The organism is Amycolatopsis sp. NPDC001319, from assembly GCF_042896185.1.
GTDB lineage: Bacteria > Actinomycetota > Actinomycetes > Mycobacteriales > Pseudonocardiaceae > Amycolatopsis.
This window is the reverse complement of record NZ_JBIAWY010000001.1, coordinates 444,893-470,608: the sequence shown is the minus strand read 5'-3', so window position 1 is coordinate 470,608 and position 25,716 is coordinate 444,893. Positions and strand designations below refer to the sequence as shown.

The 25,716-nt window shown below is 69.3% G+C and carries 25 protein-coding genes; 20 read left to right on the top strand and 5 right to left on the bottom strand.

What is annotated here, in order from left to right:
- Nucleotides 1-9 precede the first annotated feature (9 nt).
- Nucleotides 10-651 (top strand): HAD family phosphatase, encoded by a 642-nt coding sequence (locus ACFY1H_RS02205; protein WP_366587687.1) that lies wholly within the window; start codon nt 10-12, stop codon nt 649-651.
- 58 nt (nt 652-709) lie between these two features.
- On the opposite strand, the gene ACFY1H_RS02200 is transcribed toward ACFY1H_RS02205, so the two are convergent.
- Nucleotides 710-1,798 carry an inositol-3-phosphate synthase gene (locus ACFY1H_RS02200; RefSeq protein WP_285971412.1) on the bottom strand — a complete coding sequence of 363 codons (1,089 nt, stop codon included), beginning with the start codon at nt 1,796-1,798 and terminating at the stop codon, nt 710-712.
- A 72-nt stretch (nt 1,799-1,870) separates the two neighbouring features.
- Entirely contained in the window at nt 1,871-2,416 is a 546-nt protein-coding gene (locus ACFY1H_RS02195) for a PadR family transcriptional regulator (protein WP_366587689.1), read from the bottom strand.
- Between the two features lie 257 nt (nt 2,417-2,673).
- Here ACFY1H_RS02195 and ACFY1H_RS02190 point away from each other — a divergent pair, with 257 nt between their 5' ends.
- From ACFY1H_RS02190 to ACFY1H_RS02180, 3 genes are all read left to right on the top strand, one after another.
- Nucleotides 2,674-3,075 (top strand): DUF5318 domain-containing protein, encoded by a 402-nt coding sequence (locus tag ACFY1H_RS02190; protein WP_285971410.1) that lies wholly within the window; start codon nt 2,674-2,676, stop codon nt 3,073-3,075.
- 517 nt (nt 3,076-3,592) lie between these two features.
- On the top strand, nt 3,593-6,202 hold the full coding sequence (locus ACFY1H_RS02185) for a transglycosylase domain-containing protein (RefSeq protein WP_386944827.1): 2,610 nt from the start codon (nt 3,593-3,595) through the stop codon (nt 6,200-6,202).
- A 276-nt stretch (nt 6,203-6,478) separates the two neighbouring features.
- A complete protein-coding gene (locus tag ACFY1H_RS02180) occupies nt 6,479-9,121 on the top strand; it encodes a transglycosylase domain-containing protein (protein WP_386944000.1) in 2,643 nt (880 codons plus the stop codon).
- A 211-nt stretch (nt 9,122-9,332) separates the two neighbouring features.
- On the opposite strand, the gene ACFY1H_RS02175 is transcribed toward ACFY1H_RS02180, so the two are convergent.
- On the bottom strand, nt 9,333-10,415 hold the full coding sequence (locus ACFY1H_RS02175) for a Gfo/Idh/MocA family oxidoreductase (RefSeq protein WP_386943998.1): 1,083 nt from the start codon (nt 10,413-10,415) through the stop codon (nt 9,333-9,335).
- A 57-nt stretch (nt 10,416-10,472) separates the two neighbouring features.
- Between ACFY1H_RS02175 and ACFY1H_RS02170 the strand changes: the two genes are divergently transcribed.
- Nucleotides 10,473-11,540: an ROK family transcriptional regulator gene (locus tag ACFY1H_RS02170; protein WP_386943996.1), complete on the top strand. Its 1,068-nt coding sequence runs from the start codon at nt 10,473-10,475 to the stop codon at nt 11,538-11,540.
- 36 nt (nt 11,541-11,576) lie between these two features.
- Nucleotides 11,577-13,160, top strand: a complete 1,584-nt coding sequence (locus tag ACFY1H_RS02165; protein WP_386943994.1) for a glycosyltransferase family 87 protein — start codon at nt 11,577-11,579, stop codon at nt 13,158-13,160.
- A 187-nt stretch (nt 13,161-13,347) separates the two neighbouring features.
- Here ACFY1H_RS02165 and ACFY1H_RS02160 read toward each other — a convergent pair whose 3' ends face one another.
- The gene (locus tag ACFY1H_RS02160) at nt 13,348-14,076 is read right to left on the bottom strand and encodes a TetR/AcrR family transcriptional regulator (protein WP_386943992.1); all 729 of its coding nucleotides are present in this window, start codon (nt 14,074-14,076) and stop codon (nt 13,348-13,350) included.
- A gap of 88 nt (nt 14,077-14,164) precedes the next feature.
- Between ACFY1H_RS02160 and ACFY1H_RS02155 the strand changes: the two genes are divergently transcribed.
- Nucleotides 14,165-15,025, top strand: a complete 861-nt coding sequence (locus ACFY1H_RS02155) for an SDR family oxidoreductase (RefSeq protein ID WP_386943990.1) — start codon at nt 14,165-14,167, stop codon at nt 15,023-15,025.
- 97 nt (nt 15,026-15,122) lie between these two features.
- On the opposite strand, the gene ACFY1H_RS02150 is transcribed toward ACFY1H_RS02155, so the two are convergent.
- A complete protein-coding gene (locus ACFY1H_RS02150; protein WP_386943988.1) occupies nt 15,123-15,896 on the bottom strand; it encodes a deoxyribonuclease IV in 774 nt (257 codons plus the stop codon).
- A 111-nt stretch (nt 15,897-16,007) separates the two neighbouring features.
- On the opposite strand from ACFY1H_RS02150, the gene ACFY1H_RS02145 reads away from it, so the two are divergent.
- The 13 genes from ACFY1H_RS02145 (at nt 16,008) to ACFY1H_RS02085 (ending at nt 25,442) form a co-directional block, all read left to right on the top strand.
- Nucleotides 16,008-16,847 carry a hypothetical protein gene (locus ACFY1H_RS02145; protein ID WP_366587709.1) on the top strand — a complete coding sequence of 280 codons (840 nt, stop codon included), beginning with the start codon at nt 16,008-16,010 and terminating at the stop codon, nt 16,845-16,847.
- A gap of 143 nt (nt 16,848-16,990) precedes the next feature.
- The gene (locus tag ACFY1H_RS02140) at nt 16,991-17,920 is read left to right on the top strand and encodes a hypothetical protein (protein WP_366587711.1); all 930 of its coding nucleotides are present in this window, start codon (nt 16,991-16,993) and stop codon (nt 17,918-17,920) included.
- 85 nt (nt 17,921-18,005) lie between these two features.
- Nucleotides 18,006-18,908, top strand: coding sequence for a hypothetical protein (locus tag ACFY1H_RS02135; protein WP_386943985.1), 903 nt, complete (start codon nt 18,006-18,008; stop codon nt 18,906-18,908).
- Nucleotides 18,909-19,000: 92 nt separating this feature from the next.
- A complete protein-coding gene (gene rpsF, locus ACFY1H_RS02130) occupies nt 19,001-19,327 on the top strand; it encodes a 30S ribosomal protein S6 (protein ID WP_220245346.1) in 327 nt (108 codons plus the stop codon).
- A gap of 17 nt (nt 19,328-19,344) precedes the next feature.
- Complete coding sequence (locus ACFY1H_RS02125; protein WP_386943983.1) at nt 19,345-19,860, top strand: single-stranded DNA-binding protein; 516 nt, start codon at nt 19,345-19,347, stop codon at nt 19,858-19,860.
- A 43-nt stretch (nt 19,861-19,903) separates the two neighbouring features.
- Entirely contained in the window at nt 19,904-20,152 is a 249-nt protein-coding gene (gene rpsR / locus ACFY1H_RS02120) for a 30S ribosomal protein S18 (RefSeq protein WP_003098744.1), read from the top strand.
- A gap of 11 nt (nt 20,153-20,163) precedes the next feature.
- A complete protein-coding gene (gene rplI / locus ACFY1H_RS02115) occupies nt 20,164-20,625 on the top strand; it encodes a 50S ribosomal protein L9 (protein WP_220245348.1) in 462 nt (153 codons plus the stop codon).
- 125 nt (nt 20,626-20,750) lie between these two features.
- Nucleotides 20,751-21,377 (top strand): DUF3558 domain-containing protein, encoded by a 627-nt coding sequence (locus ACFY1H_RS02110; RefSeq protein ID WP_386943980.1) that lies wholly within the window; start codon nt 20,751-20,753, stop codon nt 21,375-21,377.
- A 152-nt stretch (nt 21,378-21,529) separates the two neighbouring features.
- The gene (locus ACFY1H_RS02105; RefSeq protein ID WP_386943979.1) at nt 21,530-22,060 is read left to right on the top strand and encodes a DUF3558 domain-containing protein; all 531 of its coding nucleotides are present in this window, start codon (nt 21,530-21,532) and stop codon (nt 22,058-22,060) included.
- 156 nt (nt 22,061-22,216) lie between these two features.
- On the top strand, nt 22,217-22,585 hold the full coding sequence (locus tag ACFY1H_RS02100; protein ID WP_386943977.1) for a hypothetical protein: 369 nt from the start codon (nt 22,217-22,219) through the stop codon (nt 22,583-22,585).
- Between the two features lie 8 nt (nt 22,586-22,593).
- Nucleotides 22,594-23,208, top strand: a complete 615-nt coding sequence (locus ACFY1H_RS02095; RefSeq protein WP_386943975.1) for a DUF3558 domain-containing protein — start codon at nt 22,594-22,596, stop codon at nt 23,206-23,208.
- Between the two features lie 39 nt (nt 23,209-23,247).
- Nucleotides 23,248-24,627, top strand: a complete 1,380-nt coding sequence (locus tag ACFY1H_RS02090; RefSeq protein ID WP_386943973.1) for a hypothetical protein — start codon at nt 23,248-23,250, stop codon at nt 24,625-24,627.
- Nucleotides 24,624-25,442 (top strand): ESX secretion-associated protein EspG, encoded by an 819-nt coding sequence (locus ACFY1H_RS02085; RefSeq protein ID WP_386943972.1) that lies wholly within the window; start codon nt 24,624-24,626, stop codon nt 25,440-25,442. The genes ACFY1H_RS02090 and ACFY1H_RS02085 overlap by 4 nt, the downstream gene beginning before the upstream one ends.
- The last annotated feature ends 274 nt before the right edge of the window (nt 25,443-25,716 follow it).

Here is a 25,716-nt window from a genome sequence, read left to right as displayed (position 1 = left end):
GCTGCAGGCATGGACGCGGTGATCTTCGACCTCGACGGCGTGCTGGTGGACTCGGAAAAGACGTGGGATGAGGTGCGCCGCGCCGTGGTCGCGGAGCACGGCGGTACCTGGTTACCCGAATCGACCAGGGAACAGCAAGGGATGAGCACGCCCGAGTGGGCGGCCTACCTGGTCAATACGCTCGGCGCACGGCTGACGCCCGACGAGATCGCGCAGACCGTGATCGACCGGATGGCGCAGCGCTACGCATCGGGCCCGCCCGTGATCGACGGCGCGCCCGACGTGGTCCGCGCGGTCGCCCGCCGCTACCCGGTGGCGATCGCGAGCTCGTCACCGCCGGTGCTGATCCAGGCGTTCCTGCAGGCCTGCGACCTCACGTCGCTGGTGCCCGTGGCGGTGTCGAGCGAGGAGGTCGGCGCCGGCAAACCCGCGCCCGACGTCTACCTGCGCGCGGCGAAGCTGCTGAACGTGCCGGCCGCGTCGTGCGCCGCCGTGGAGGACTCCACCAACGGGCTGAAGGCGGCACTGGCTGCGGAAATGGCCGTGTACGCGGTGCCGAACCCGCACTTCCCGCCGGACCCGGCCGTGCTGGAGCAGGCGACCGCCGTGCTGCGCGACATCAACGAGCTCCCGGCCGCGCTGGGCCTGTAAACGCCGAGAAGGGCTCCCCGGGCGAACCGGGGAGCCCTTCTACCGGCGAGGAAACGCGTCAGCGCTCCAGCTCACCGCGGATGAACTTGTCGACCGCGTCGCGCGCGGTGGAGTCGTCGTACTGCTCCGGCGGCGACTTCATGAAGTAGGACGACGCGGAGAGGATCGGGCCGCCGATGCCGCGGTCCTTCGCGATCTTCGCGGCGCGTACCGCGTCGATGATGATGCCCGCCGAGTTGGGGGAGTCCCACACCTCGAGCTTGTACTCCAGGTTCAGCGGCACGTCGCCGAACGCGCGGCCCTCGAGGCGCACGTAGGCCCACTTGCGGTCGTCGAGCCACTGCACGTAGTCCGACGGTCCGATGTGGACGTTGCCCTTGCCGAGCTCGCGGTCGACCTGCGAGGTCACCGACTGGGTCTTCGAGATCTTCTTCGACTCGAGGCGCTCGAGCTCCTTCATGTTCAGGAAGTCCATGTTCCCGCCCACGTTGAGCTGCATCGTGCGGTCGAGCTGCACGCCACGGTCTTCGAAGAGCTTCGCCAGCACGCGGTGCGTGATCGTGGCGCCGACCTGCGACTTGATGTCGTCACCGACGATCGGCACACCGGCGTCTTCGAACTTCTTAGCCCACACCGGGTCCGACGCGATGAACACCGGCAGCGCGTTCACGAACGCCACGTTCGCGTCGATCGCGGCCTGCGCGTAGAACTTGTCCGCCTCTTCCGAACCCACGGGGAGGTAGGAGACGAGCACGTCGACCTTCGCGTCGCGCAGCGCGCCGACGATGTCGACGGGCGCCTCGTCCGACTCCGAGATGGTCTCGCGGTAGAACCGCCCGAGCCCGTCGTAGGTGTGCCCGCGCTGCACCGGCACGCCGAGCGGCGGCACGTCGGCGATCTTGATCGTGTTGTTCTCGCTCGAGAAGATCGCCTCGGACAGGTCGTGGCCGACCTTCTTGGCGTCGACGTCGAACGCGGCGACGAAGTCGATGTCGCTGACGTGGTACTCGCCGAACTGGACGTGCATCAAACCGGGCACGCGCGTGCCGGGATCCGCGTCGCGGTAGTACTGCACACCCTGGACCAGCGAGGAGGCGCAGTTGCCGACGCCCACGATGGCCACCCGAACGCGGCGGTTCTCGCCCATGCCGGTTTCTCCTTCAATCCGTTACTTCATCTGCAGGTCTGGCCGCGACGTTGCGGCCCGAGCGGCGCGCCCTCACTCCTGCGGGTCACGCTGCTCGGCTTGTTCGTGCGCGATCAGCTCGTTGAGCCAGCGCACCTCCCGCTCACTCGACTCGAGTCCCAGCCGGTGCAGCTCGCGGGTGTAGCGGTCGATCCTCTCCTCGGCCCTGGCCAGCGCCTCGCGCAAACCCTCGCGACGCTCTTCCACGCGACGCCGCCGGCCCTCCAGGATTCGCATCCTGACGTCGGCCGGTGTCCGCGAGAAGAACGCCAGGTGGACTCCGAACCCCTCGTCGTCCCAGGTCTGCGGACCCGCGTCACCGAGCAGTTCGGCGAACCGCTCCTTGCCCTCGGCGGTGAGCTTGTAGACGCGGCGGCCGCGCCGGGACCAGGCCCGGTCGTCCGCCTCGTCGAGCTCCTCGACGAGGAATCCCGCCCGCAGCAACCGACGCAGGGTCGGGTACAGCGAGCCGTACGAGAACGCCCGGAACATCCCGAGCGTCTCGTGCAAACGCTTGCGCAGCACGTACCCGTGCATGGGTGCCTCGTGCAGCAACCCGAGGATCGCGAGTTCGAGCACACCGCACCCCCTCACGGGAACAAACCGCAGCGGCCGCCGTTGGCCCAGTGGTCACCGGGCCGGCCGCCTCCACGAACCTACTCGGCAACTATATCGCGCCGATACATCGAAGTGGCGGAAGTAACCCCCGGAAGTGGTCAGACCAGGGCGAACGTCACCAGAGAGTTATCGAATTTCCGGCGTGTCCGACCGGTCGCCCTGGGTGGCCTCCCGCAGGGGGCACTGCGCACACAGGAAGAGCCCGTACTCTGTTCCTCGTGCTTACCCAGCGGCAGGTCGTGGACTACGCCTTGCAGCGCCGTGCGCTGCTGGCCGGCGTCCGCTCCGGACGCGTCGGCGACCATGAGGTGTGCGACGCGAGCCCGTACCTGCTCCGAGCGGCGAAGTTCCACGGCAGGCCGGACGACCGCGCCTGCCCGATGTGCCGCCGGACGCCGTTGACCCTCGTGTCGTGGGTCTACGGCGACGAGCTGAAGCACGTCTCGGGATCGGCGCGGACACCCGACGAACTGGCCCGCATGGCGGGGCTGTTCGGCGAGTTCACCGTCTACGACGTAGAGGTGTGCCGGACGTGCCACTGGAATCACCTGGTCCTGTCCTACGTCCTCGGCACGGGCGAGCCCCAGCCCACCCGGCCGCGGAGGACAGCGGGCCAGTGACGAGTACCAAAACCGCTGCAGAGCACAGGGCTGCACGCTCCGGCTTTTCCCGAACGCCGGTGCCGGCATTGCCGGTACCGGCAGTGCCGGCAGTGCCGCCTTCGGAGGCCCATTCGTGAACGACGATCGCAACCGCTCCTGGCCCGGCCAGGAGCCAGATGCACCTCGCCGTGCCCAATGGCCGGAGGAAGAACCGGGTCCCGCCTGGCCGGGCGAGGACGCCCCTCGCCGCCCGCAGCGGCAGGCCCCACCGCGGCGCAGTCCCAACGGGGCCGCGCCGCGGCAGCCTCGTGGTGCCGCGCCCGCGTGGCCCAGCGGTGACGAGCCGCGTGGTGCGGACCGCCGTGGTCCAGACCCGCGTGGTGGTGCAGACCGCCGTGGTTCGAACCCGCGTGGTGCGGACCCGCGCGGTTCAGACCCTCAGTGGCCGGCTGACGAGCCCCCTCGCCGTCCGCAGCGGCCGCCGCAGCGCCCCCAGCAGTCCCAGCGCGTGCCGAACGCCAACGGCCAGGGCGGCATGCCGCCACGCCGGCAGGCTCCCCCGCCCCCGCCACCGCCCGGTGGCCGTCCACCCGGCCCGAACGGTCCCACCGCGAGCCCGCCGCAGGGATTCCGCCAGCCGGGCCCGCCCGGGCCCGGTGGTCCAGGCCGCACCGCGTCCGGTCCCGTCCGCCGTCCGCCGCAGGGCCGGCCGGAGCCGCCGGCCCCCGCGTACCCCGACCGCGAACCGGACCTGATCACCCACGCCGTCCACAACGGCACGGAGTTCGGCTACGACCCGTACGACGACCGTTACGACGATCGGTACGACAGCTCCGAACACCCCCAGTACTCGGACGAGGACGACTTCGAGGACGAGGGCCCCGAGCTCGACGAGAACGGCAAGCCGATCAAGCCGCCGCTCACGCCGAAGCAACGCAAGAAGCGCCGCTGGAAGATCATCCGGCGCATCGCGTACGCGTGCGTGGGTCTGTTCATCGTGGTGCCGGCCGTCGCTTTCGTGATCACGTACTTCCTGGTGAAGGTTCCTTCCCCGCAGGACGTGAAGGCGTTGCAGAGCCAGCCCATCACGTTCTACTACGCCAACAACCAGGTGATGGGCCGCAGCGTCCCGCCGGGTGGCGACCGCGAGCTGCTGCAGCCGAACCAGATTCCCGACGTCGTGAAGCACGCCGTGTACTCGGCCGAGGACAAGACGTTCGAGACCAACTCGGGCTTCGACATCAAGGGCATCCTCGGCGCGGTCTACAACCAGGTCACCGGTGGTACCGGTGGTGGTTCGACCATCTCGCAGCAGTACATCAAGAAGGCCACCGAGAACGAAGCGCCGACGCTGACCCGTAAGTGGACCGAGCTCGCGAAGTCGTTCAAGCTCAACAACGAAGAGTCCAAATCGGACATCATCACGGGTTACCTGAACATCGTGTACTTCGGCCGCGGCGCCAACGGCATCGCGGCGGCCGCGAAGGCCTACTACGGCAAGGACGTGAGCCAGCTTTCCCCGTCGGAGTCGGCGCTGCTCGCCGGTCTGATCCAGCTGCCGAGCCGCTCGGAAGACCCGGCGTACACGCAGAGGCGCTGGAGCTACGTGATGGACCAGATGGTGGCCAACGGCTGGCTGTCGAAGGCCGACCGCGACGCCGCGACGTTCCCCAAGCTCGTGCCCAAGGGCTCGCAGGCGAAGGAGAACGCGGGCACGCTCGACTACTTCATCCAGCAACGGATCCTCGACGAGCTCGAAGCCAAGGGCTACGACCAGGACAAGCTCTACAGCACCGGCGCGAAGATCTACACGACGATCGACCCCGCGGCGCAACAGGCGGCGGTGCAAGCCGTGCAGGACAACATGAAGGGGCAAACCGACCCCGACATCCTGGGAGCTCTGGTCGCCGTCGACCCGAGAACGGGTGGGGTCGTCGCGTACTACGGCGGCCCGAACACGGTGAAGGACGACAGCGGCAAGGACAAGCTCGCCAACGACTGGGCCAACACCCCGCAGAACCCGGGCTCGTCGATGAAGCCGTACGACCTCACCGCGTTCCTCAAGATGGGCAAGGGCCTCGGCGAGACCTTCGACGGCACCAACAACCGCGAGCTCGGCGGCCGTATCGTGCGCAACGCGGGTGAGAGTGCCAGTTGTGGCCCGCAGTGCACGGTCAAGAAGGCCATGGAGGTCTCGGCCAACACCGTGTTCTACGACATGGTGCTGAACGTGACCAAACCCGCGCCCGTCGCCGAAGCCGCGAAGGAAGCCGGGGTGCAGCCGGCACCGAAGGGCAAGGCCAAGCTCGGCACCAACGACGCCAACATCGCGCTCGGCGGTGGTGAGACGTCGTTGACGCCGGAAGACCAGGCCGCGGGTTACGCGACCTTCGCTTCGGGCGGCATCTACCGCCAGCAGCACTTCGTCTCGAAGCTCACCAACTCCCAGGACGAGGTGGAGTTCGACGAGACGACGCTGCAGGGCAAGCCGGCGTTCGACCCCGACGAGCAGAAGAGCCAGCAGATCGCGGGCAACGTCACCGACGCGCTCCAGCCGGTCATCAAGGAATCGCACCTCAAGTGCCCGACCGGCCACGAGTGCGCCGGCAAGACCGGTACGCAGCAGTTCGACCCGGGCAACCAGAAGAACCTGCCGAAGGGCTACGCGGACCGCAACGCCCAGACGTGGATGGTGGGCTACACCCCGTCGATCTCCGCGGCGGTGTGGATCGGCGGTGACGGCAACAAGCCGTTGCACGACAAGAACAACAAGCCGATCTTCGGTGCCACCATCGCCGGCCCGGCGTGGCAGGACTTCATGGACACCTACCTCAAGGGCAAGCCCACCGAGAAGTTCCCGAAGGTCGACCCGATCGGCAAGGACGCCGACACGGTCACGCCCACGACCCGCACGTCGAGCTCGGTGACCACCACGTCCAGCCCCACCACCACACAGTCGACCCCGACCACGACGTCGAGCACCACGTCGAGCGAGACGACGACGTCGAGCACCACCACGACCAGCCGTCCCGGCGGCATCTTCGGCGGTGGCCCTGGCAACGGTGGCGGTCCCGGCCGAAACGGCGGTGGCGGCGACGGCGGCGGGGTGGAGGTGACTCCGCCGCCGAGACAGCCAGGCGGATAACACGTGGCGAGGGGCTCCTCTCCGGTCAGGAGGGGAGCCCCTCGTCGTGTCCGGGCCGCCGCGACCCACGCCCGGAGTGCCCCTGCCGGAGTGACCCAGGCGACATCGCCCAGCCGCCACGCTGGGCGTAGTTTTGTCCGGTTCACGCCGCGCCGGGGCCGTTACCCAGAGATACGTCCCGCCGGTCGAGTGAACCGACCCCACCCGCGGTGCGTCCCCTTGTGGAGAGGGGATCTGCGCCCGCAGCACGCCCGCGTCCGAGAAGAGGATCCGCACGTGAACGACGACCGCAACCGCTCCTGGCCCGACCGGGATCCCGATCCGCGGCGTCAACCACCCCCCGCCGGACGGCAGGGGCCGCCGCCGTGGGCCCGCAACCAGCCGCCTGCGGGCGGCGCCCCTCGCACGCCCCCACCCGGCAACCCCGCGCAGCCCGGTCAGCCGGGGCAGCCGCCGCGCGCGCCGCAGAACCGCCCCGGCACCCCGCCGCCCGGCTTCCGCCAGCCACCGCCGGGCGCGCGCCGCCCGACCCCGCCGCCGCGTCGTGAGCCGGAGCTGATGACGCACCACGTGCACAACGGCACCGCCGACGACGGTTACGACGCCCGGTACGACTCCGGGGGACCGCTCGACCCCGACGACGGCTACCCGGACGAGCCGGAGCTCGACAAGAAGGGCCGGCCCGTCCTCACGGCCGCGCAGAAGAAAAAGCGGCGCTGGAAGATCATCCGGCGAAGCATCTACGCGTTCGTCGGCATCTTCATCGTGATCCCGGCGATCGCGTTCGTCATCACGTACTTCAGCGTCGACGTGCCTTCGCCGCAGAGCGTGGCGCAGAACCAGAACCAGGCCGTGACGTACCTGTACGCCGACGGCAGCCCGATGGGCAAAGACGTGCCCGCGGGCGGCAACCGGCAAATCCTCACGGCCGACCAGATCCCCGACATCATGAAGCACGCCGCGATCGCGACCGAGGACTCGTCGTTCGAGACCAACTCGGGCTTCGACGTCACCGGCATCCTGCGCGCCGTGTACAACCAGGTCACCGGCGGCACCGGCGGTGGCTCGACGATTTCCCAGCAGTACATCAAAAAGGCCACCGACAACGACGCGCCCACGCTCACCCGCAAGTGGACCGAGCTGGCGAAGTCGTTCAAGATGAACCAGACGTACTCGAAGCAGGACATCATCACCGCGTACCTGAACATCATCTACTTCGGGCGTGGTGCGTACGGCGTCGGCGCGGCGTCACAGGCCTTCTTCCACAAGGACGTCAAGGACCTCAGCTTCTCCGAAGCCGCGCTGCTCGCCGGGCTCATCCAGCAGCCGGGCCGGTCGGAGAACTCGAAGGTGGCGCACGACCGCTGGAACACTGCGCTCGACCGCATGGTGGAGAACCACTACATCACCGCGGCCGACCGCAAGGCGGCGGTGTTCCCCACGCCGATCCCGCTGTCGGAGGACCAGGACGACTCGACCGCGCCGTACCGCTTCATCTCCGACCAGGTGAAGACCGAGCTCGCGGCCCACGGCATCTCGGACGACCAGTACTACTCCGGCGGCTACACGATCCAGACGACGATCGACAAGAAGGCGCAGGACCTCGCGATGCAAGCGGGTGCCGACGCGCTGGCGAACCAGTCGGACAAGCGGCTGCTCGACGCGCTCGTGGCCGTCGACCCGAAAACCGGCGGCGTGCTCGCGTACTACGGCGGGCCGACGACCGTCGACGTGAACGGCCAGAAGCAGAAGGCGCGCGACTGGGCCGATACGCCGCAGAACCCCGGTTCGTCGATGAAGCCGTACGACCTCACGGCGTTCCTCAAGATGGGCAAGGGGATCAACTCGACCTTCGACGGTCGCAACAACCGGGAGTTCGACGGGCGCATCGTCCGCAACGCCGGTGACAGCGACAGCTGCTCGGAACAGTGCACCGTGGCCGAGGCCATGAAGATCTCGGCGAACACGGTGTTCTACGACATGGTCCTCAACGTCACCAAGCAGGGCCCGGTCGAGCAGGCCGCCGAGGAAGCCGGCGTGAAGACCAAGGACAACGGCGGCGGCAACTCGCAGATCGACATCTCGAACAACAACATCTCCCTCGGCGGTGGCGACACCAAGATCACGCCGGCCGACCAGGCCTCGGCGTATGCCACCTTCGCGGGCGACGGCCAGCAGCGCGACCGCCACTTCGTGCTGAAGGTGACGAACTCGCAGAACGAGGTGGCCTACGAAGCCCAGGCCCAGCCCGCGAAATCGGCGTTCGCCGACGGCGACTCCGAGCTGAGCAAGCAGATCGCGGGCAACGTGACCAAGGCTCTGCAGCCCGTGATCGGCTTTTCGAAGCTGAAGTGCCCCTCAGGCCACGAATGCGCCGGCAAGACGGGGACGCAGCAGCACACGAAGCGCGCGGGTGAGCCGGCTTCGGCTGCGAACGCCAACGCGCAGACGTGGATGGTCGGCTACACGCCGTCGGTCTCCGTGGCGGTCTGGGTCGGCGGCGACGGCGACCTGGCCCTGCACGGCAAGGGCAACACGCCGATCTTCGGGTCCACCATCGCCGGTCCGCTGTGGCAGAAGTTCATGACGAACTACCTCGCGGGCAAGCCGGCCGAGCGCTTCTCGCAGGTGGACCTGATCGGCGACGCCGCGCCTCCGTCGGACCAGCCGAGCGACACGAACATCCCGCAGGGCGACATCACGCCGACCGACAACCCCAACGACCCGAACAACCCGGGTAACGGCAACGGCGGCAACCCGGTGAACCCCGGCGACCCGAACGGTCCCGGCGGCCCGGTCGGCCCGGGCGGCAACTTCCCGTCGTTCCCGACCCATACGCCGAAACCGCCGAAGAACACGCCCACGGGTGGTCCCACCGATACCGGCGACCCCGGAGGCACCGGCGATCCCAGCCAATAACGAGGGAGTCGCAAAGAGAAAGGCTCCCCCCATCCGGGTTTCCGGACGGGGGGAGCCTTTTTTCGCGCCCGCAAAGGAAAGCGGGAGGCCGCGAGCTCGGCACTGGGGGTTGCCGAGGTCGCGGCGAGTACTGTGCCGATAATTACCAATCCGACCACAGTCACGGCCGAATGGCTCCGCAGCAACGGTTACCTGCCGCGTGGGGGTCGGCCTACTGTTGGCCGGATTGGTAATCGAGCGTGATGACGCGGCCCTCGGTGCCGGAGCGGTGGGCGACCTCGATCACCCGCAGCGCGGCCACGGAACCGGCCGGGTCCACGGGGAACGCCGCTTCGCCGCGCAACGCGTCGCGCACCTGGGCGTAGAAGTCCTCGTAGCGGCCGACCTCGGTGGGCACGGTTTCGGTGTGGTCCGTGCCGTCGTCGACGCCGAGGGTGCCGGCGTCGGCCTCGGGCTCGACGCCCCAGCCCTCGTCGCCGGGGCGCAGGCCGTCCTTGATCTGGGGTTCCTGCACGTCGAGGCCGTACTTGGTGAAGGCGGCGCGGTCGCCGAGCACGCGGAAGCGCGGGTTGCGCGTGGCCGCCAGGGCGGAGGCCCACAGGTGCGAGCGGACGCCGTTGGCGTGGTGCAGCGCGACGAACACGTCGTCGTCCACCTGCACGCCGGCGCGGCGGCGGTCGACCTCCGCGTAGACCTGCGTGACCGGGCCGAACAGCTGCAGCGCCTGGTCGACGATGTGCGCGCCGAGGTCGTAGAGCAGGCCGCCGGCCTCGGCGGGGTCGCCGAACTCGCGCCAGTTGTCCTTGATCTTCGGCACCCAGCGGTCGTAGCGGGACTCGAAGCGGAACACGTCGCCGAGGCGGCCGGACTCGATCACCTTGCGCACGGTGAGGAAGTCGGAGTCCCAGCGGCGGTTCTGGAAGACGGTGAGGCCGACGCCCTTGGCCTTCGCCGCCGCCACGACCTGCTCGGCCTCGGCCGCGGTCGGCGCGAAGGGCTTGTCCACGACCACGGGCAGGCCGAGCTCGATGGCGCGCAGCGCGAGCGGCACGTGGGTACGGTTCGGAGTGCTCACCACGACGAGGTCGAGGTCACCCGCCTGGGCGAACAACGCGTCGGCGTCGGGCACGATCTCGGCGCCGGGGTACTCCGCACGGGCCTGACCGGCGCGTTCCGGGTTCGCCGTCACGATCGCCGACGGCACCAGGCCCGGTGTCGAAGCCACCAGCGGCGCGTGGAAGACGCGGCCGCCGATGCCGTAACCGAGGATGCCGACTCGCAAGTCATCAGCCATGCCACCCATTAAACAACACTGTTGCGTAACTAGCCAGTTCTTCGGGAGGATCTCCGGATGGCGGAAACCGGGGTCAACCTGCGCGGGCTGCGCCGCTACAACAGAGCGCTGCTCCTCGGTCACATCCTGCGCGCGGGCGGGCTCAGCCGCGTGGAGCTGGCCGAACGCACGGGGCTGACGCAGCAGGCCGTGTCGAAGATCGTCGCCGAGCTGCTCGAGACGCAGCTGCTCGACGTCGAGCGGCAGGCCGCGGCCGGCGTCGGCAAGCCGCGCACGCAGCTGCGGATCCGGCCGTCGGCGAAGTGCGCCCTCGGCGCGCAGCTGGACCGCGACGGGTTTCTCGCGCTGCGCACGGGCCTTTCGGGCGAGGTCGAGGACACCGTCGAAGGTCCGCTGCCGGTCGGGTTCACGCCCGAGCAGGCCGTGACCGCCGTGGTGGACGCGACGCGCAAGCTGCTCGCCGACGTCGATCCGGCGCGGGTGCTGGGCCTCGGCGTCGGCGCGGTGGGACCGCTCGACCGCCGCGAAGGCCGCGTCCGCGACGCCACGAACATGCCGGGCTGGCACGACGTGCCCCTTCGCGACCTGCTCGCCGAGCGCACGGGACTGCCCGTGACGCTCGACAAGAACACCAACTCCGCCGCGGTCGCCCACACGTGGCCCGACACGCCGGAGACCGCCACCGCCGTGGTGCTCGTCGGCACCGGCGTCGGCGTCGGGCTGCTGGTCGACGGGAACGTCTACCGTGGCCCGCGCACCAACGCCGGTGAGTTCGGCCACACCACGATCGCCTACGACGGCCCGCGCTGCGCCTGCGGACGGCGCGGCTGCGTCGAGATCATGCACCGCTCGGCGGCCACTCCCGTCGAGGCCGCGAAGCTGCTGGGGATCGGGCTCGCCGACCTCGTGCAGGTCCTGGACCTGGAGCGGATCGTGCTGTTCGGCCGCACGATCCGCGCGGCGCCCGAGGTCTACCGCGACACGGTCTCGGCGCAGCTGCGCGAGCTGCTGCCGGTGCCGCACTGGCAGCGCATCGACGTGGAGCTGAGCGACCTCGGCGAGGAAGCCGTGGCCCTCGGTGGGGCGTTCGAGGTACTTGCCCGGTTCTACGAAGACCCTAAATGACAGGCGCCTGACCTGGGGGCAGATAGCATCCGCGACGTGCCCGACCAAGCCACCGCCGAAGAGCCGGACGCGGCTCCCCGCACGCTGACGCCAGCGGAGCGGATCGTGCCGAGCTGGAACGACCCGCTCGTCGCCGCGTCGACCAGACCGATCGGCGGGCCGCTGGGCGAACACGCCGCCGTGGGCCGGCACTGGTTCTGGTCACCGCAGCGCGTAGGGCTGGGGCTGGCGATCCTCGCGCTGGTGCTGTGCTGGTTCGGCAAGGCGTCCTGCATCCAGCAGTACCAGGACTCCACCGGCGCCAGCCAGCTCGACTGGCGCGCGGGCCGCCCGTTCGTCGCGATGTGCTACTCGGACATCGTGCCGCTCTACAGCTCCGAGCGGCTCAACGATCCGAAGACCTTCCCGTACGTCTCGTCCTGGCAGGAGGACACGCAAACGGCGGAGAACCAGACCCGCTACATGGAATACCCGGTGCTCACGGGCCTGTTCCAGTGGGTCAACGCGAAGCTCGCGGCGGGCTGGCTCTCGGTCGCGAACTCCGGCTGGCTGCCGAGCGCGCTGCCGGTGGCGATCTACTTCAACATCTCTGCGTTCTGGCTCTCCCTCGCGTGGCTGATCACGGTGTGGGCGACCGGGCGCACGATGAAACGCCGGCCGTGGGACGCGGTGCTGGTGGCGATCTCGCCGCTGGTGCTGGTGCAGGCGTTCACGAACTTCGACGCCATCGCCACGGCTTGCACGGCGGCGGGGATCCTCGCGTGGTCGCGAAAACGGCCGGAGATCGCCGGCGTGCTGCTGGGGCTCGGTGCCGCGGCGAAGCTGTACCCGTTGCTGTTGCTCGGGGTGCTGTTCGTGCTGTGCCTGCGCGCCGGGAAGCTGCGCGCGTGGGGCAGAACGGCGGGGGTCACCGTGCTGACCTGGCTGATCGTGAACGTGCCGTTCATCCTCGTGGCCACGCGCGGGTGGTGGGAGTTCTTCCGGCTCAACACGTTGCGCCCGATGGACCCGGACTCGCTCTACAACGTCATCTCCTACACCACGGGCTGGACCGGCTTCGACGGCGTGCTCCAAAAAGGACAGACGCCGGCGATCCTCAACACCGTGATCGCCGTGCTGTTCCTGCTCTGCTGCGCCGGCATCGCCTACGTCGCCCTCACCGCGCCGCGGCGGCCGCGCTTCGGCCAGCTCGCGTTCCTCGTGGTGGCGGCGTTCCTGCTGACCAACAAGGTGTGGAGCCCGCAGTACTCGCTGTGGCTCGTGCCCCTGGCGGTGCTCGCGATCCCGCGCTGGCGGCTGCTGCTGAGCTGGATGGTGATCGACGCGCTGGTGTGGGCACCGCGGATGTTCTACTACCTCGGCATCGACCACAAGGGACTGCCCGAGGGCTGGTTCCTCGGCACGGTCGTGGTGCGCGATCTCGCCGTGGTGGGCCTCTGCGTGCTGGTGATCCGCGAGATCTACCGGCCGCGCACGGACCTCATCCGGCTCGCCGGCGACGACGACCCGGCCGGCGGCGTGCTGGAACGGGCGCGTGACCGCGTGACGTTCCCCGGCTTCGGGAAGCATCGCCGGCCTGCGTCGACAGCGCCCCCCGTGCCTCCCGTTCCCCAGTCCTAGGTGCATTGACCACGGGTGTTGTCAACCGTGGGCGGTGGCGCCGTGGTCAAGGTCGGCGGCGCGTTGTGGACAGGGGGAATGCCGGCCGGAGCCGTGCGGCCGCCCTTGGTCCTTCTCGATGGACGCTGCTTCGTCGAACGATCTCTCCTCGGGAGGTCTGACCGACACGAGGGATCCTGACGCGCGATCAGGCGTGCGGAGCGCCACCGTCCGCTGCCAGGCGGGTGAGCCACTCGCGCAGCAGGTGCTGCTCGGCGTCGCTCAAGACATCGGCGTCGTCGGGGAGAGCGGCGCGCAGCGCGCGGGCTGCCGCGGCGGGGCCGGTCTCCGCGGCGGGGACCGTCGGTTCGGCGCGGGTGATGGCGGCGATCATGGCCTCGCGGAGGATGGTCAGCAGCGCCGGATTGCGGCGTTCGGCCGGGGTGGAGTGCCAGGTGGTGACCGCGCCTCGGCCGGTGGCCTGGATGATCTGGGCGGCCAGCTCCTCGTCGACCCGCAGCCACCCGCCCGCCGCCAGGCGGCGCACCCGGCCGTGGAGGATTTCGAGGCCCGCGCGGTGTGCTATGTCCACCCCCCGGCCGGTGGCCCTGCTCATCACCGCGAACAGCTCGGGGCGGGAGATCCCGAACTCCACCACCAGGTCCCAGCCGCGGCGCAGGTCCTCCACCGCGTCCTGCGGGTCAGGGTCGAGCTGCGCACGCTTGCTCTCCAGGAACTGCGCGTAGCCGTGCTCGGCGACGGCCTCGAGGAGCCCCTCCTTGTCGCCGAAGAGGCGGTAGATCGCCGGCGGCTGCATCCCGGCCGCGGCGGCGACCGCGCGGGTGCTCACCGCGTCTGGACCGCCGCTCTCCAGGAGCTCGACGGTTGCCTCGACAATGCGGTGACGAGGGCCGGCGGTGGTTTCGCGCGTAGCCATGAACCGATGATATCGAAGATCTGGTTCCAGTGATATTCCAGTGTTACCATCAAAATGATTCCACTGGAAACAGGGTCGGGAGAACCTCATGATCATCGTGACCGGAGCCACGGGAAACCTCGGCCGCCGCGTCGTCGAACGCCTCCTGGAGCGCGTCCCCGCCGACCACGTCGGCGTCAGTGTGCGCGATCCCCGCAAGGCCCAAGACCTCGCTGACCGCGGCGTTCGTGTCCGGCAGGGCAGCTTCGACGACCCGGGCTCGCTCGCGCATGCCTTCGAGGGGGCTGAGCAGCTGCTCCTCGTCTCCCTCGACCGCACGGGCGAGGCGTGCGTCACCGGCCATCGCACCGCTGTCGACGCCGCCGTGAAGGTCGGCGTCGGCCGCATCCTCTACACCAGCCAGATGGGTGCCGCGCACGACTCCCGTTTCCAGGCATGCCGCGACCACGCCCAAACCGAGGACCTGTTGCGCGCCACGGGCCGGCCCTGGACGGCGCTGCGCAACGGCTTCTACGCGGCCAGCGCCTTGCAGTTCCTGGAGTCCGCCCGCCACACCGGCGACGTCGCCCTGCCCGCCGACGGCCCCGTCGCCTGGACCGGCCACGACGACCTCGCCGAGGCCACCGCGGCGATCCTCACCGAGGAGGGCCGCTTCGAGGGGCCCACCCCACCACTGACCGGCTCGGCGGCGCTCGACTTCAGCACCATCGCCGAGATCGCGTCCCAGGCCGTCGGACGGCGCTTCACCCGTACCGTGGTCTTCGACGACGCGTTCCGCGAGCAGGCACTGGCGCACGGCGCCCCGGCACCGATCGCCGACCTGATGCTGAGCATCTTCGCGGCAGCGCGGAACGGCGAGTTCACCGCCGTCGACTCGACGCTGGCCAAGCTCATCGGGCGAGAGCCCGCCACCTTCGACACCCTGCTGGAGCGTGCCTGGGCCGAATAGACCCTGCGGGGCGCGCAGAAGGCGTGGGCCCGCAGGGACGCACCCGGCAACGCGCGGTGATCACCCTGTGAAACACGCGCCCCGCGGGTCACTACACCTAGGCGGTCTGCTTGCGCAGGTAGGCGATGTCGGCCGCCTGGCCCTCGCTCGGCGTCTCCACGACGACGGGGGCGCCGGCCTTGCGGACGACGTCGGCCAGCAGCTCGGGGTCGATCGTCCCGTCGCCGCCGACGACGTTGGCGTGGCGGTCGCGGTTGGAGCCGAACTCGTCGCGCGAGTTGTTGAGGTGCACCAGGTCGATGCGGCCGGTGATGGCCTTGACCTTCTCGACGGCGGCGGCCAGCTCCCAGCCCGCGGCGTAGGCGTGGCAGGTGTCGAGGCAGAACCCGGCGCCGAACTCGCCGACCTCGTCCCACAGGCGCGCGATCACGTCGAGCTCGCGGGTCATCGCGTTCTCGCCGCCCGCGGTGTTCTCGATGAGGATCGGCACGGCGAAGCCGCCCTTGTCCGCTTCGCGCTCGAAGAGCTTGCGCCAGTTGGCCAGGCCCTCGGCCACGTCGTCGCCGGCGCCCACGTGGCCGCCGTGCACGATGAGTCCCTTCGCGCCGATCGCGGCGGCGCCGGTGGCGTGCTGCGCGACGTTCTTGCGCGAGGGGATGCGGATGCGGTTGTTCAGCGACGCGACGTTGATCAGGTACGGCGCGTGGATGAACACCTCGACCGGCGACTCCTTGATCGCGTCCCCGAACGGGTGCGGTTTCGGAGCCTTCCACCCCTGCGGGTCGGACAGGAAGAACTGGACGACGTCGGCTTCTCGCTCGGCGACGGCGGCCAGCGGATCGTCGTCGCGGACATGGGCGCCAATCTGCATGCAAGCACGCTACCCCCGGGTGAATCCGCACCTGACGCCCCAGTTGGTGACGCTCGTGGAGTACCGTGAGCGCGTTCCGTGATCCAGTTCGGGCCGACGGAGGGGTTTTGCATGGGGAAGCACGCCGCCCGGATCGCCACGTTGGGGGTCGCCGTCGCGCTGCCGGTGCTCTCGGCCGCGCTCGCGCTCCCCGCCACGGCTTCCGCGGACCCGAGCCCCACGCTCGACGGCGACTGCTCGGCCACGCTGCAGAACGGCAAGTCCGGCAACGGCCTGTCGCTCGACGCGGGCGCGCCGCTCAACGCCCCCAACCAGCTCACCGTCGGCCTCGATTCGAAGGCGAAGCAGTCGGACGGGAGCAACCCGCTCTTCACGCTCCCGGTGGGTGATGTCGTGCGCGGCCTCGGTGTCGGCGAGGTGCCGGTGGTCGGTGACGCCGCGACGAACGCCGTGTGCCCGCTCGCGCAGAACACGGCCAACGGCGTCGGCAACGCCACGCAGAGCCTGGTCGGTGGCGTGACCGCGCCGATCGTGCCGCCCACCGGCAACCCGCCGGGCGGCAACCCGCCCGGAACTCCTCCCGGCACCCCGCCCGGCGGGCCGGGTGGCCCTGGTGGACCCGGGCAGCCCGGCGCTCCCGGCAGCAGCCTCGACCCGGTGATCACCGGCTCGGGCGACCTGTCCGGCCTCGACTCCATCGCGGGCATCTTCACCAACGCCGCCATGCTGCCGTCCGGGCTCGTGCAGGCGCCGCCGGTGATCACGCAGGTCATCCCAGGCCAGCTGCCCGCGGACCAGGTGCCGACCGTCGACGCGAAGAAGTCGGGCACCGCGCAGGCTCTGCCGGCCGTGACGCCGCCGGCCAAGCTGCCGATGCTCATCGCGGTGCTCGCGCTGGCCATCGTCGCGGCGGCGCTCGTGCGGGCGTGGCTGCGCCGCAAGACCGCCTGACCTCCCGCCTTCTGATTGACACGGGCCGTGACGCCCGCTTCCACCCGAATGCCTGACATCGGTGGCTGAGCGGGCGTCACCCGTTCCCGTTACCGTCGTTGTCCAGGGGAGACAGGTTCGGACCGGACTCGGCGGAGGGCTCGATGGCCAGGCAGCACCGCACACGCAGGGCCACCGCGGTGGGAGCCGCCGCCTTCGTGCTGGCCGGCTCGGCCGCGCTCGCGGCGCCGACGACGGCATCCGCCTCGGAGACGCTGACCACGCCGTGCGGCTCCACGATCACCGCGAAACCGGGTGACAAGGTCAAGGCGACCACGCCGTTGCTGGGGATCCCGCTCGACCTCGGGGTGGTCGGCCAGGTGTCCGGCGTGCTGACCGGGACCGTGAACGCGCTGCTCGGCACCGTCTGCAAGGTCACCGTGAACGTGGTCGACACCGTCGTCGCGCCGGTGCCCGTGGTCGGCGCACCGGCCGCGGGAGCCCTGAACAAGACCGTCTCGGGGACCACGAACACCCTTCAACAGGGCGTCGACTCCACGCAGCGCGCGCTGACGGGCGGGGCGCCCGCGCAGCAGAACCCCGGCAGCCCGCAGCAGCCGCCGGCGACCGGTCCCGGCGCGCCGCAGGGCGGCACACCCGCCGGCCAGACGCCGATCCCGCCGCCGAACAGCCCGTTGCTGCCGCTCTCGGGCGGTGGCGGCGGTCTCGCGTCGCTGTTCCCGGGCTTCGCGAACTTCTCGAACCTGCCGTTCAGCACCGGGTACGCGCCGATGCGCGACTACAGCGACATCCCGATGGCGATGGCCGGGCTGTTCTCGCCGTCGCCCGCGCTGCGCTACGGCAGCCAGATCCCGGGGTACGCGCCGCAGTACGGCCTCTCGAACCCGGGCCAGCCGTCGGCCGGCAACGCGAGCGTCCAGAACGCGGGCGAGGCGCAGGCGTTACCGCCCACCGGGGACAACCACACGAACGGGTTGGACTGGCCCGTACTGGTGGCAGTTCTTGCACTCTCCGGAGTCAGCGCGGGGCTGGTTCGCACCTGGGTGCTCCGCCGAATGGCCGCTGCGAGTTAGGCCGACTCACCAGTATCTTTTCGGGGTCTCCTTCGTTTTATCCGTTGCGATGGTCGACGCCCATAGACCCTGGAGGACTGCGCTCGTGCCGAAGAACCCCACCTGGCTGAGAACCCGGCGTGCACTGAGCGTCACCGCGCTGGCCGCCCTGGTGACCGGCGGCGCGTTCCTCGGTTCGGGCACCGCTTCGGCGGCCACGACCCTGGCCAACCAGTGCACGGGCTCGGTCAGCGGCGGCATGGGCGACACGGTCGCGTTGCCGGGCTCCTCCGTCAGCGCGCTGGCGAAGCAGGCTGCCGCGTCGAAATCCCAGACGCTGCTCGGACTCATCTCGTGGAACGGCGTGAACCCCGATGGCGTGGCCAACGCGCTATCCGCGAAGACACTCACCGTCGGCACCGTGCCCAGCTCGTCGGGCGGCACCATCGACGGTAAGAGCATCGGCAACGCCGTCGGGCAGGCGCTGCAGGGCAACGCCGCACTTGGTTACAGCGCCGACACGAAGAAGCAGGTCCTCGACGCGATCACCACGTCCGTCGCGTCGAACTGCGGCCTGACCACGCTGGCCACGAACTACACGCCGCCGACCTCTTCGTCGACGCCGCCGAGCAGCAGCTCGCCGTCGACCTCGCCCTCGACCTCGCCGGGCTCGGACGGCGGCCCGCTCGCGAACCTGATCCCCGGGTCCACGGGCACCGCCCCGCAGCGCGACTACAACGGCATCCCGACCGCGACGCCCGGCACCGCCATCGCCCCCGGCGTCCGCTACCCGGCCAACGGCACGCTGCCCGGCTCGGCCGCGCCCGTGACCGGCGGCCAGGACACGCAGAGCCAGGGCCCGGACGTGCGCAACGCCGGCAACGCCGAAGCTCTGGCGACGTCCGGCGGCGCGTCCGACATCCAGCTGCCGATGCTGCTCGCGGTGATCGTGCTGGCGGGCGTGACGGCCGGGCTGGTGCGCACCTGGGCGCTGCGCCGGGCCTCCTGACGGGACTGTCGGTACCCCCAGGTACTCTTACCTGGACAAACCCTCCTGCCACGGACAGTCCGTGGCCGCGAGCCCATAGGAGGTGAGTGGTTGTGTCACGCCATTACGAGGTAATGGTCATCCTGGACCCCACGCTCGACGAGCGCACGGTCGCCCCCACGCTGGACAACTTCCTCAACGTGATCCGCACTTCGGGCGGAAGCGTCGAGAAGGTCGACGTCTGGGGCCGCCGTCGCCTGGCGTACGAGATCAAGAAGCACGCCGAGGGCATCTACGCGCTGCTCGACCTGAACTCCGACTCCGACGCGGTCAAGGAACTCGACCGTCAGCTGTCGCTGCAGGAGACCGTGCTGCGCACCAAGGTCATGCGCCGCGAGGTCAAGCGCGCCGCGGCCAAGCCCGTCGCCGCCAAGGCCTGAGCCGAAGGGACGTCCCCGTGGCTGGAGACACCGTCATCACGGTGGTCGGAAACCTGACCTCCGACCCGGAACTGCGTTTCACCCCGTCCGGCGCGGCGGTCGCGAACTTCACGGTCGCGTCCACCCCGCGCACCCTCGACCGCCAGTCGGGCGAGTGGAAGGACGGCGAGGCGCTGTTCCTGCGCTGCAACATCTGGCGCCAGGCGGCGGAGAACGTCGCCGAGTCGCTCACCCGCGGCGCCCGTGTGGTCGTGCAGGGCCGGCTCAAGCAGCGGTCCTTCGAGACCAAGGAAGGCGAGAAGCGCACCGTCGTCGAGCTCGAGGTCGACGAGATCGGGCCCTCGCTGCGGTACGCCACGGCGAAGGTCAACAAGGTCAGCCGCGGTGGCGGCGGCGGTGACTTCGGCGGCGGCGGTGGCGGTGGCAACCGCGGAGGCGGCGGTGGCGGCGGCATGCCGGCCGACGACCCGTGGGGCTCCGCTCCGCCCGCGGGCGGTGGCGGCGGCGGTTTCGCCGACGAACCCCCGTTCTGATCTCGCACTTTTACACCTCAAGATTTGAATCCAGGAGAACACAGTGGCCAAGCCACCCATCCGTAAGCCCAAGAAGAAGGTCTGCGTTTTCTGCAAGGCCGAGAAGAAGGGCCGCCCGGAACTGATCGACTACAAGGACACCAACCTGCTGCGGAAGTACATCTCCGACCGCGGCAAGATCCGTGCCCGTCGCGTCACCGGCAACTGCAGCCAGCACCAGCGTGACATCGCCATCGCGGTGAAGAACTCGCGCGAGATGGCGCTGCTGCCCTACACCTCGACCGCTCGCTGAGGAGGCTCGTCATGGCGAAGATCATTCTCACCACCGACGTGGCGAACCTCGGTGGCCCCGGCGACATCGTCGAGGTCAAGGACGGTTACGCCCGCAACTACCTGCTGCCCCGCGGCTACGCCATCGTGGCCAGCAAGGGCGCCGAGAAGAACGTGCGCACCATCCAGCGCGCGCAGGAATCCCGGCGCATCCGCGACCTCGACCACGCCAAGGAAATCAAGGCGACCCTCGAGGGCCTCGGCGCCATCCAGCTGACGGGCAAGGCGGCGGAGGGCTCGAAGAAGCTCTTCGGCTCCATCACCGCCGGCGAGATCGTCGACGCGATCAAGGCCCAGGGCGGCCCGCTCCTCGACAAGCGCGTCCTGGACCTCCGCGACCACATCAAGACGGTCGGCAAGCACTCCGTCAACGCCCGCCTCCACCCCGACGTGAAGGTCGACGTCCGCCTCGAAGTCAAGGCGACTTCGGTCTGACGGCTTTGCTCTGACGAAGCGCCCCTCGGATCCCAACCCGAGGGGCGCTTCTCTTTGCGCCAGCGTGGGCACGCCGGGGAGCCGATCGACGACTTTCCGTTATCGTCACGGCTGATCTTCGCCTCGTGGACAAGAACTGGAGTCCGAGCACCGCCATGCTGCCTCACCCCGTCCGCTACGTCGCCGCACTCGTCGCGGCCTGCCTGCTCACCGCGTGCAGCAGTGGCGACAATGGCGGCTCACCCGCTCCGTCCCCCTCGGCAAGCTCCGCAGCCGGCGGCAACGTCGACCCGGCGCTCAAGGTCTCGACCCCGCTCCCCACCGACGCGGTCCTCGACGATCCGTGCTCGGTGCTGAGCCCGAGCCAGGCCGCACAGATCGGCTTGAATCCCACCGGCAAGCTCGATGATCGGGCACCCAAGGCGTGCACCTGGGAATCCTCGGGTAACGCCGAGAACTCAGTCGGAATCGGCGCACTGCCGCAGAACAAGAACGGGCTTTCCGACATCTATGCAGGCAGGTCCTCTGCCGCCTACTTCACCCCGGTCACGATCGAGGGCTACCCGGCAGTCTTCACCGACAAGACCGACGACCGCTCAACCGGCTCGTGCCAGCTGTGGATCGGCATCACCGGCCAGCTCGCCGTCTCGGTGGGCACGGTCATCAACGTCGGCGCGAACAAGTCCGACCCCTGCCCGATCGCCCAGAAGGCCGGCCAGGCGATGATCGACCACCTCAAAGGCGCGGCGTGACCGTCGACCCGAAGCCCTTTCGAGTGACCGCTACCGCGGAACGCAATCGAGTGAATTCGGTGCGTTATCCTCGCCGCTGATCTTGCTGAGTTGTGCAAACCGGGGGTTCCGCAATGGCACGCCGCTCTGTCCCGCCGATCGCTGCGGTTGCCATGGCCATTCTGCTGACCTCGTGCAGCGGAGGCACGGAACCCGCCACTCCGACAACCTCGGCCGCCGCCTCTGGTCCCCGCGTCCCCAGTCCTCTCCCCACAGACGGTCTACTCAACGATCCGTGCAAGGTCCTCACCGCCGCCGAAGCGGCCCAAGTCGGCCTCGCTTACCCCGGCAGGCCGGTCAACGAGACTTCCCCCAGTTGCTCGTTCAGGTCTTCAGGCAATCCGCTGAACTCCATCAGCATCGGTGCCGTTCCACAGAACCCGCACGGAATCAGCGACATCTATGACCAGAAGGCCCAATCGGCCTATTTCGAGCCCGTCTCGATCAGCGGGTACCCAGGCGCACTCGCCGACACCCACGACGGCAGACCTTCCGGAAACTGCCAGCTCTGGGTCGGCGTCACCGACGAGCTCGCCGTCTCGATCATTCCACAGATCTCGGCGGGTCCGAACAAGCACGACCCGTGCGGGCTGGCGCAGAAGTTCGCGGCCGCGATGATCGGACACCTGAAAGCCCCATCCTGACCGTCTGGAACCGCTGGTCCAGCCCACCTCAAGATCGATTTCGACCTCCTCCCGAACTCGCCTGAACCCGAGCGGGAACCAACGGCCGTGCGTTACCATCCAACCTGCTGATCTCGCCGTTTGGGGAGCGAGAGGTAGCCCAAGGGGGTAACGCCGATGTCCGAAGTCCCACCACCTGCGCCGATCAAAGTCGGCAACTACGGGACTGCCGGCGGGTACCAGTTCAGCGAAGACGAGGTCGACGGCGTCATCAAGAAGTGGGGAGACCTGCTTGTCGAGATGCAGCAGGACCTCCGCCGAGCCGAGCGAATTGCTTCGGTCAAAGCCCCTGCCGCTGAGTTTGCAAGTAACGACTTCGTGAGCAAGGGCGCGAACCCATCAGGCAGCACGCTGCTCGAGCAGCACCAGCGCATGGTCGACTACGTAACCAACTACATCACGGCCCTGAATGCGGCAAAGAACAAGATCACCGTGGCCGAGCAGGAAGCCCGCGACGCCGCAGCCAAGCAAGGTCAAGGAGTCTGAGCGCACTCATGCAGTCCCGCACCGTTCGCCTGGTCGCCACCACCGTCGCGGCACTGACCGCGGCTGGTCTGCTCGCTGCCTGCAGCGGCGGAGACTCCGGAGGGTCGACCACCCCGTCCAGTGCCCCGAGTTCCGGGAGCTCGGGCGGAGACGGGGTCGACCCGGCGCTCAAGGTTCCGGCCCCCTTGCCTACCGGTGACCTGCTCAACAACCCGTGCGCAGTCCTCTCGGCGAGCCAGTTGACCACGATCGGTCTCAAGACGGAGGGCGTGCCCGACGACAGGACCCCGAAGGCCTGCTCGTGGGTCTCATCAACCCTCGCACAGAACTCCGTCGGCATCGGAGCTTTGCCTCAGAACGCGGCCGGCATCAGCGACATCTACGACGGAAAGTCGTCGGCCGCGTACTTCACGCCGACCACCGTCGACGGTTACCCCGGCGTGTACACCGACAAGGCGGACCTCCGATCGAGTGGCACATGCCAGCTCTGGGTCGGTGTGACCGATCAACTTGCCGTGGCAGTCGGTACCACCATCGGCGTCGGGTCCAACAAGTCGAACCCGTGCCCGATCGCAGAGAAGGTCGCCACGGCGATGATCGAACACCTCAAGGGGGCGGCGTGACAGCCGTCGACCTGGAAGCTCGAGAAGGAGTGGCTCATCATGGGGAATGACGCCAACACCATGGGCAAGGAAGTCAAGGGGATGGCGATCGGTGCTGGGTACGGCGCCGTGATCGGCTCCGTCGTCCCCGGCGTCGGCACCGCGGTCGGTGCGGGCGTCGGCGCGGTCGTCGGCGGCCTGGTCGGCATCTTCAGCGGCGGGCCGGAAGCCCAGCACGCCGAGGCTGATCTGGGTGGTCGGTCCATCGACGCACGCGCGATCTGGGAAGCCATTCACCCGGGCAGTGCGGACTCCTTGAAGGACGGCGCTGCCGCCGCGTCCGATCTGGAGAAAGACCACTCCGCGCGGTCCACCCACATCGGCGATCTCAACAAGGCGATGGACGCCGCTTGGCAGGGTGGCGGTTCCACCGCCGCACAGGCCGGCGCGCATCCGCTGGGGATCTGGCTCGACAACTCTGCCGGAAACCTGCAGAAGAGCCACACCTACCTGAACACCCAGGTCGACTGCTTCAGCACCGTGCACAACAAGGTGCAGGAGATCGCCAAGGACCCGCCGTCGGCCGGCTTCCTGGACGGCGTCAACCCGTTCAGTGACAAAGACGACGAGATCAACAAGTACAATCAGGTCGGCACGGCCAACGTTCAGGCCTACACCGCGTACTTCAACGCTTCGGGCGCCAACGCCCAGGGGCTGCCGCAGTACAGCGCCTGGCAGGGCAACAACATCTCTGACGGCGGTGGCGGCAACAACTTCGGCGGTGGCCCCGGTGGTGGTGGCTTCAGCGGTGGTGGCGGTCCCAGTGGCGGCGGTGGTGGCAGCTTCAACCCCGCGAACATGCCCAAGTTCGACGCGAAGCCGACCGACTTCTCGACCAGCCACGGCGGCATCAACGACCCGAACAACCCCAACAACACCGGCATCCCGACCGGGACCTACAACCCCACGGGCTCGGACAGCACCACGGCACAGGGCTTTACACCGTCGTCGTTCGATTCGAGCGGGTTCGGGCCGGGCGGTGCCGGGGGCGGTTTCGGGCCGGGAGGTGGTTTCGGCGCAGGCGCAGGCGCCGGCGGTGGCAGCGGGTTCGGTGGTGGCGGCGCCGGGTCGGGTGCCGTCGCGGGCTTCGGGCCCGGTGCGTTCGGCGGCGGCTTCGGGCCTGGGGGCGCGGCCTCTGGGGCGGCGGCCGGGCTTGGTGCCGGTGAGGGCGCGGCCGGCGCAGGCATGCGTGGCGGTGCCATGGGAGGCGCGGCCGGGAAGGCCGGCGCGTCCGGCATGGGCGGCATGGGTGCGGGCGGCGCCAAGGGCGGCAAGGGCACCGAGGACGAGGAGCACCAGACCAAGTACCTCGTCGAAGAAGATGCCAACGAGCTGTTCGGCACCGACGAGCTGACCGCGCCACCCGTGATCGGTGAATGAGGCCCAACGACGTGATCACCCTTGATCAACCGAACAAGTTCACCCTCCCGACGCTGTTCAACCTGATCAAGCGCCGGGGCGGTGAGCCGCACCAGGTCATCGCGGACATGCCGGTCTTCCTGGACCCGGACGCCGAGCGGACGATCGACCAGGACGTGAACAAGGTCCTGACCGAGATCGGGCTGATGGGTCCGCGAGGGATGGACCGTGACCTGCTGGCGCTCATCGAGTCGATCTGCCACCCGCAGCTCGAGTACTACGGGTGGTTCGACGGGCAGTTCGAAGACGGCAGCCCCTCGAACTACGCCGTGCTCGTCGGGAGCGGGAACGGCGGGGGCTTCGCGCTGCTCCGGGTCATCGGCGATCAGACGGTGACCGTGGTGCGCCAGCGGCCCGATCTGTTGCTCCCGACGTTCCTGGACCTCATGCCGGCGGGCCAGGGCGCGCAGGGGCAGCCGTTGGTGACCAGCAAGTCCGAGTTCGAGAGTGGCCACGCGGCGGGGTCTGAGGACGTGTCGCAGCGTTCGATCATGCAGACGGGGCCCGGGCGGAACGAGGCGCTCGCGCCGCTGAAGGAGATTCAGCGGATTCTCAAGGCGCCGCGGACCGGGGCGGGGTCGTTGTACGTCGCGGCGCGGTCGAATGGGGGGCGGCGCCGGCGGATTCCGAAGCCGATCAACTTCGTGGACACCGCCGAGGGGCGGTGGCTGATGGAGGAGCGGCCCGGGCGGGACGACTCGCTGGTCGTGTTCACGCCGGGGACGCCGAAGGCGATCGGGGATCGGTTGCGGACCGCACAGAGCGCGTTGGGCTGACCCGTTAGAGCGCTACTCCGGGTGGGGTTTCGAGCGCGGCACGTTCAGGTTGCCGCCAGGTGAACCCCACCCGGTTTTTGTATTGCGGGCGGCCTACCAGCGTGTTCTCACTCAGCGGTTACTCAGAGCACCGAATTCCCGGTACGCGACCGGTGTGGCCACTCGTTCAGCCCACCGGGTCACGCCTCTACGCTCCGTAGCATTCATCCACAGGCAGGTGTGCACGCGCCCGGACGACACGCCGAACGACGCGCCGCGCGCGACACGCCGGACG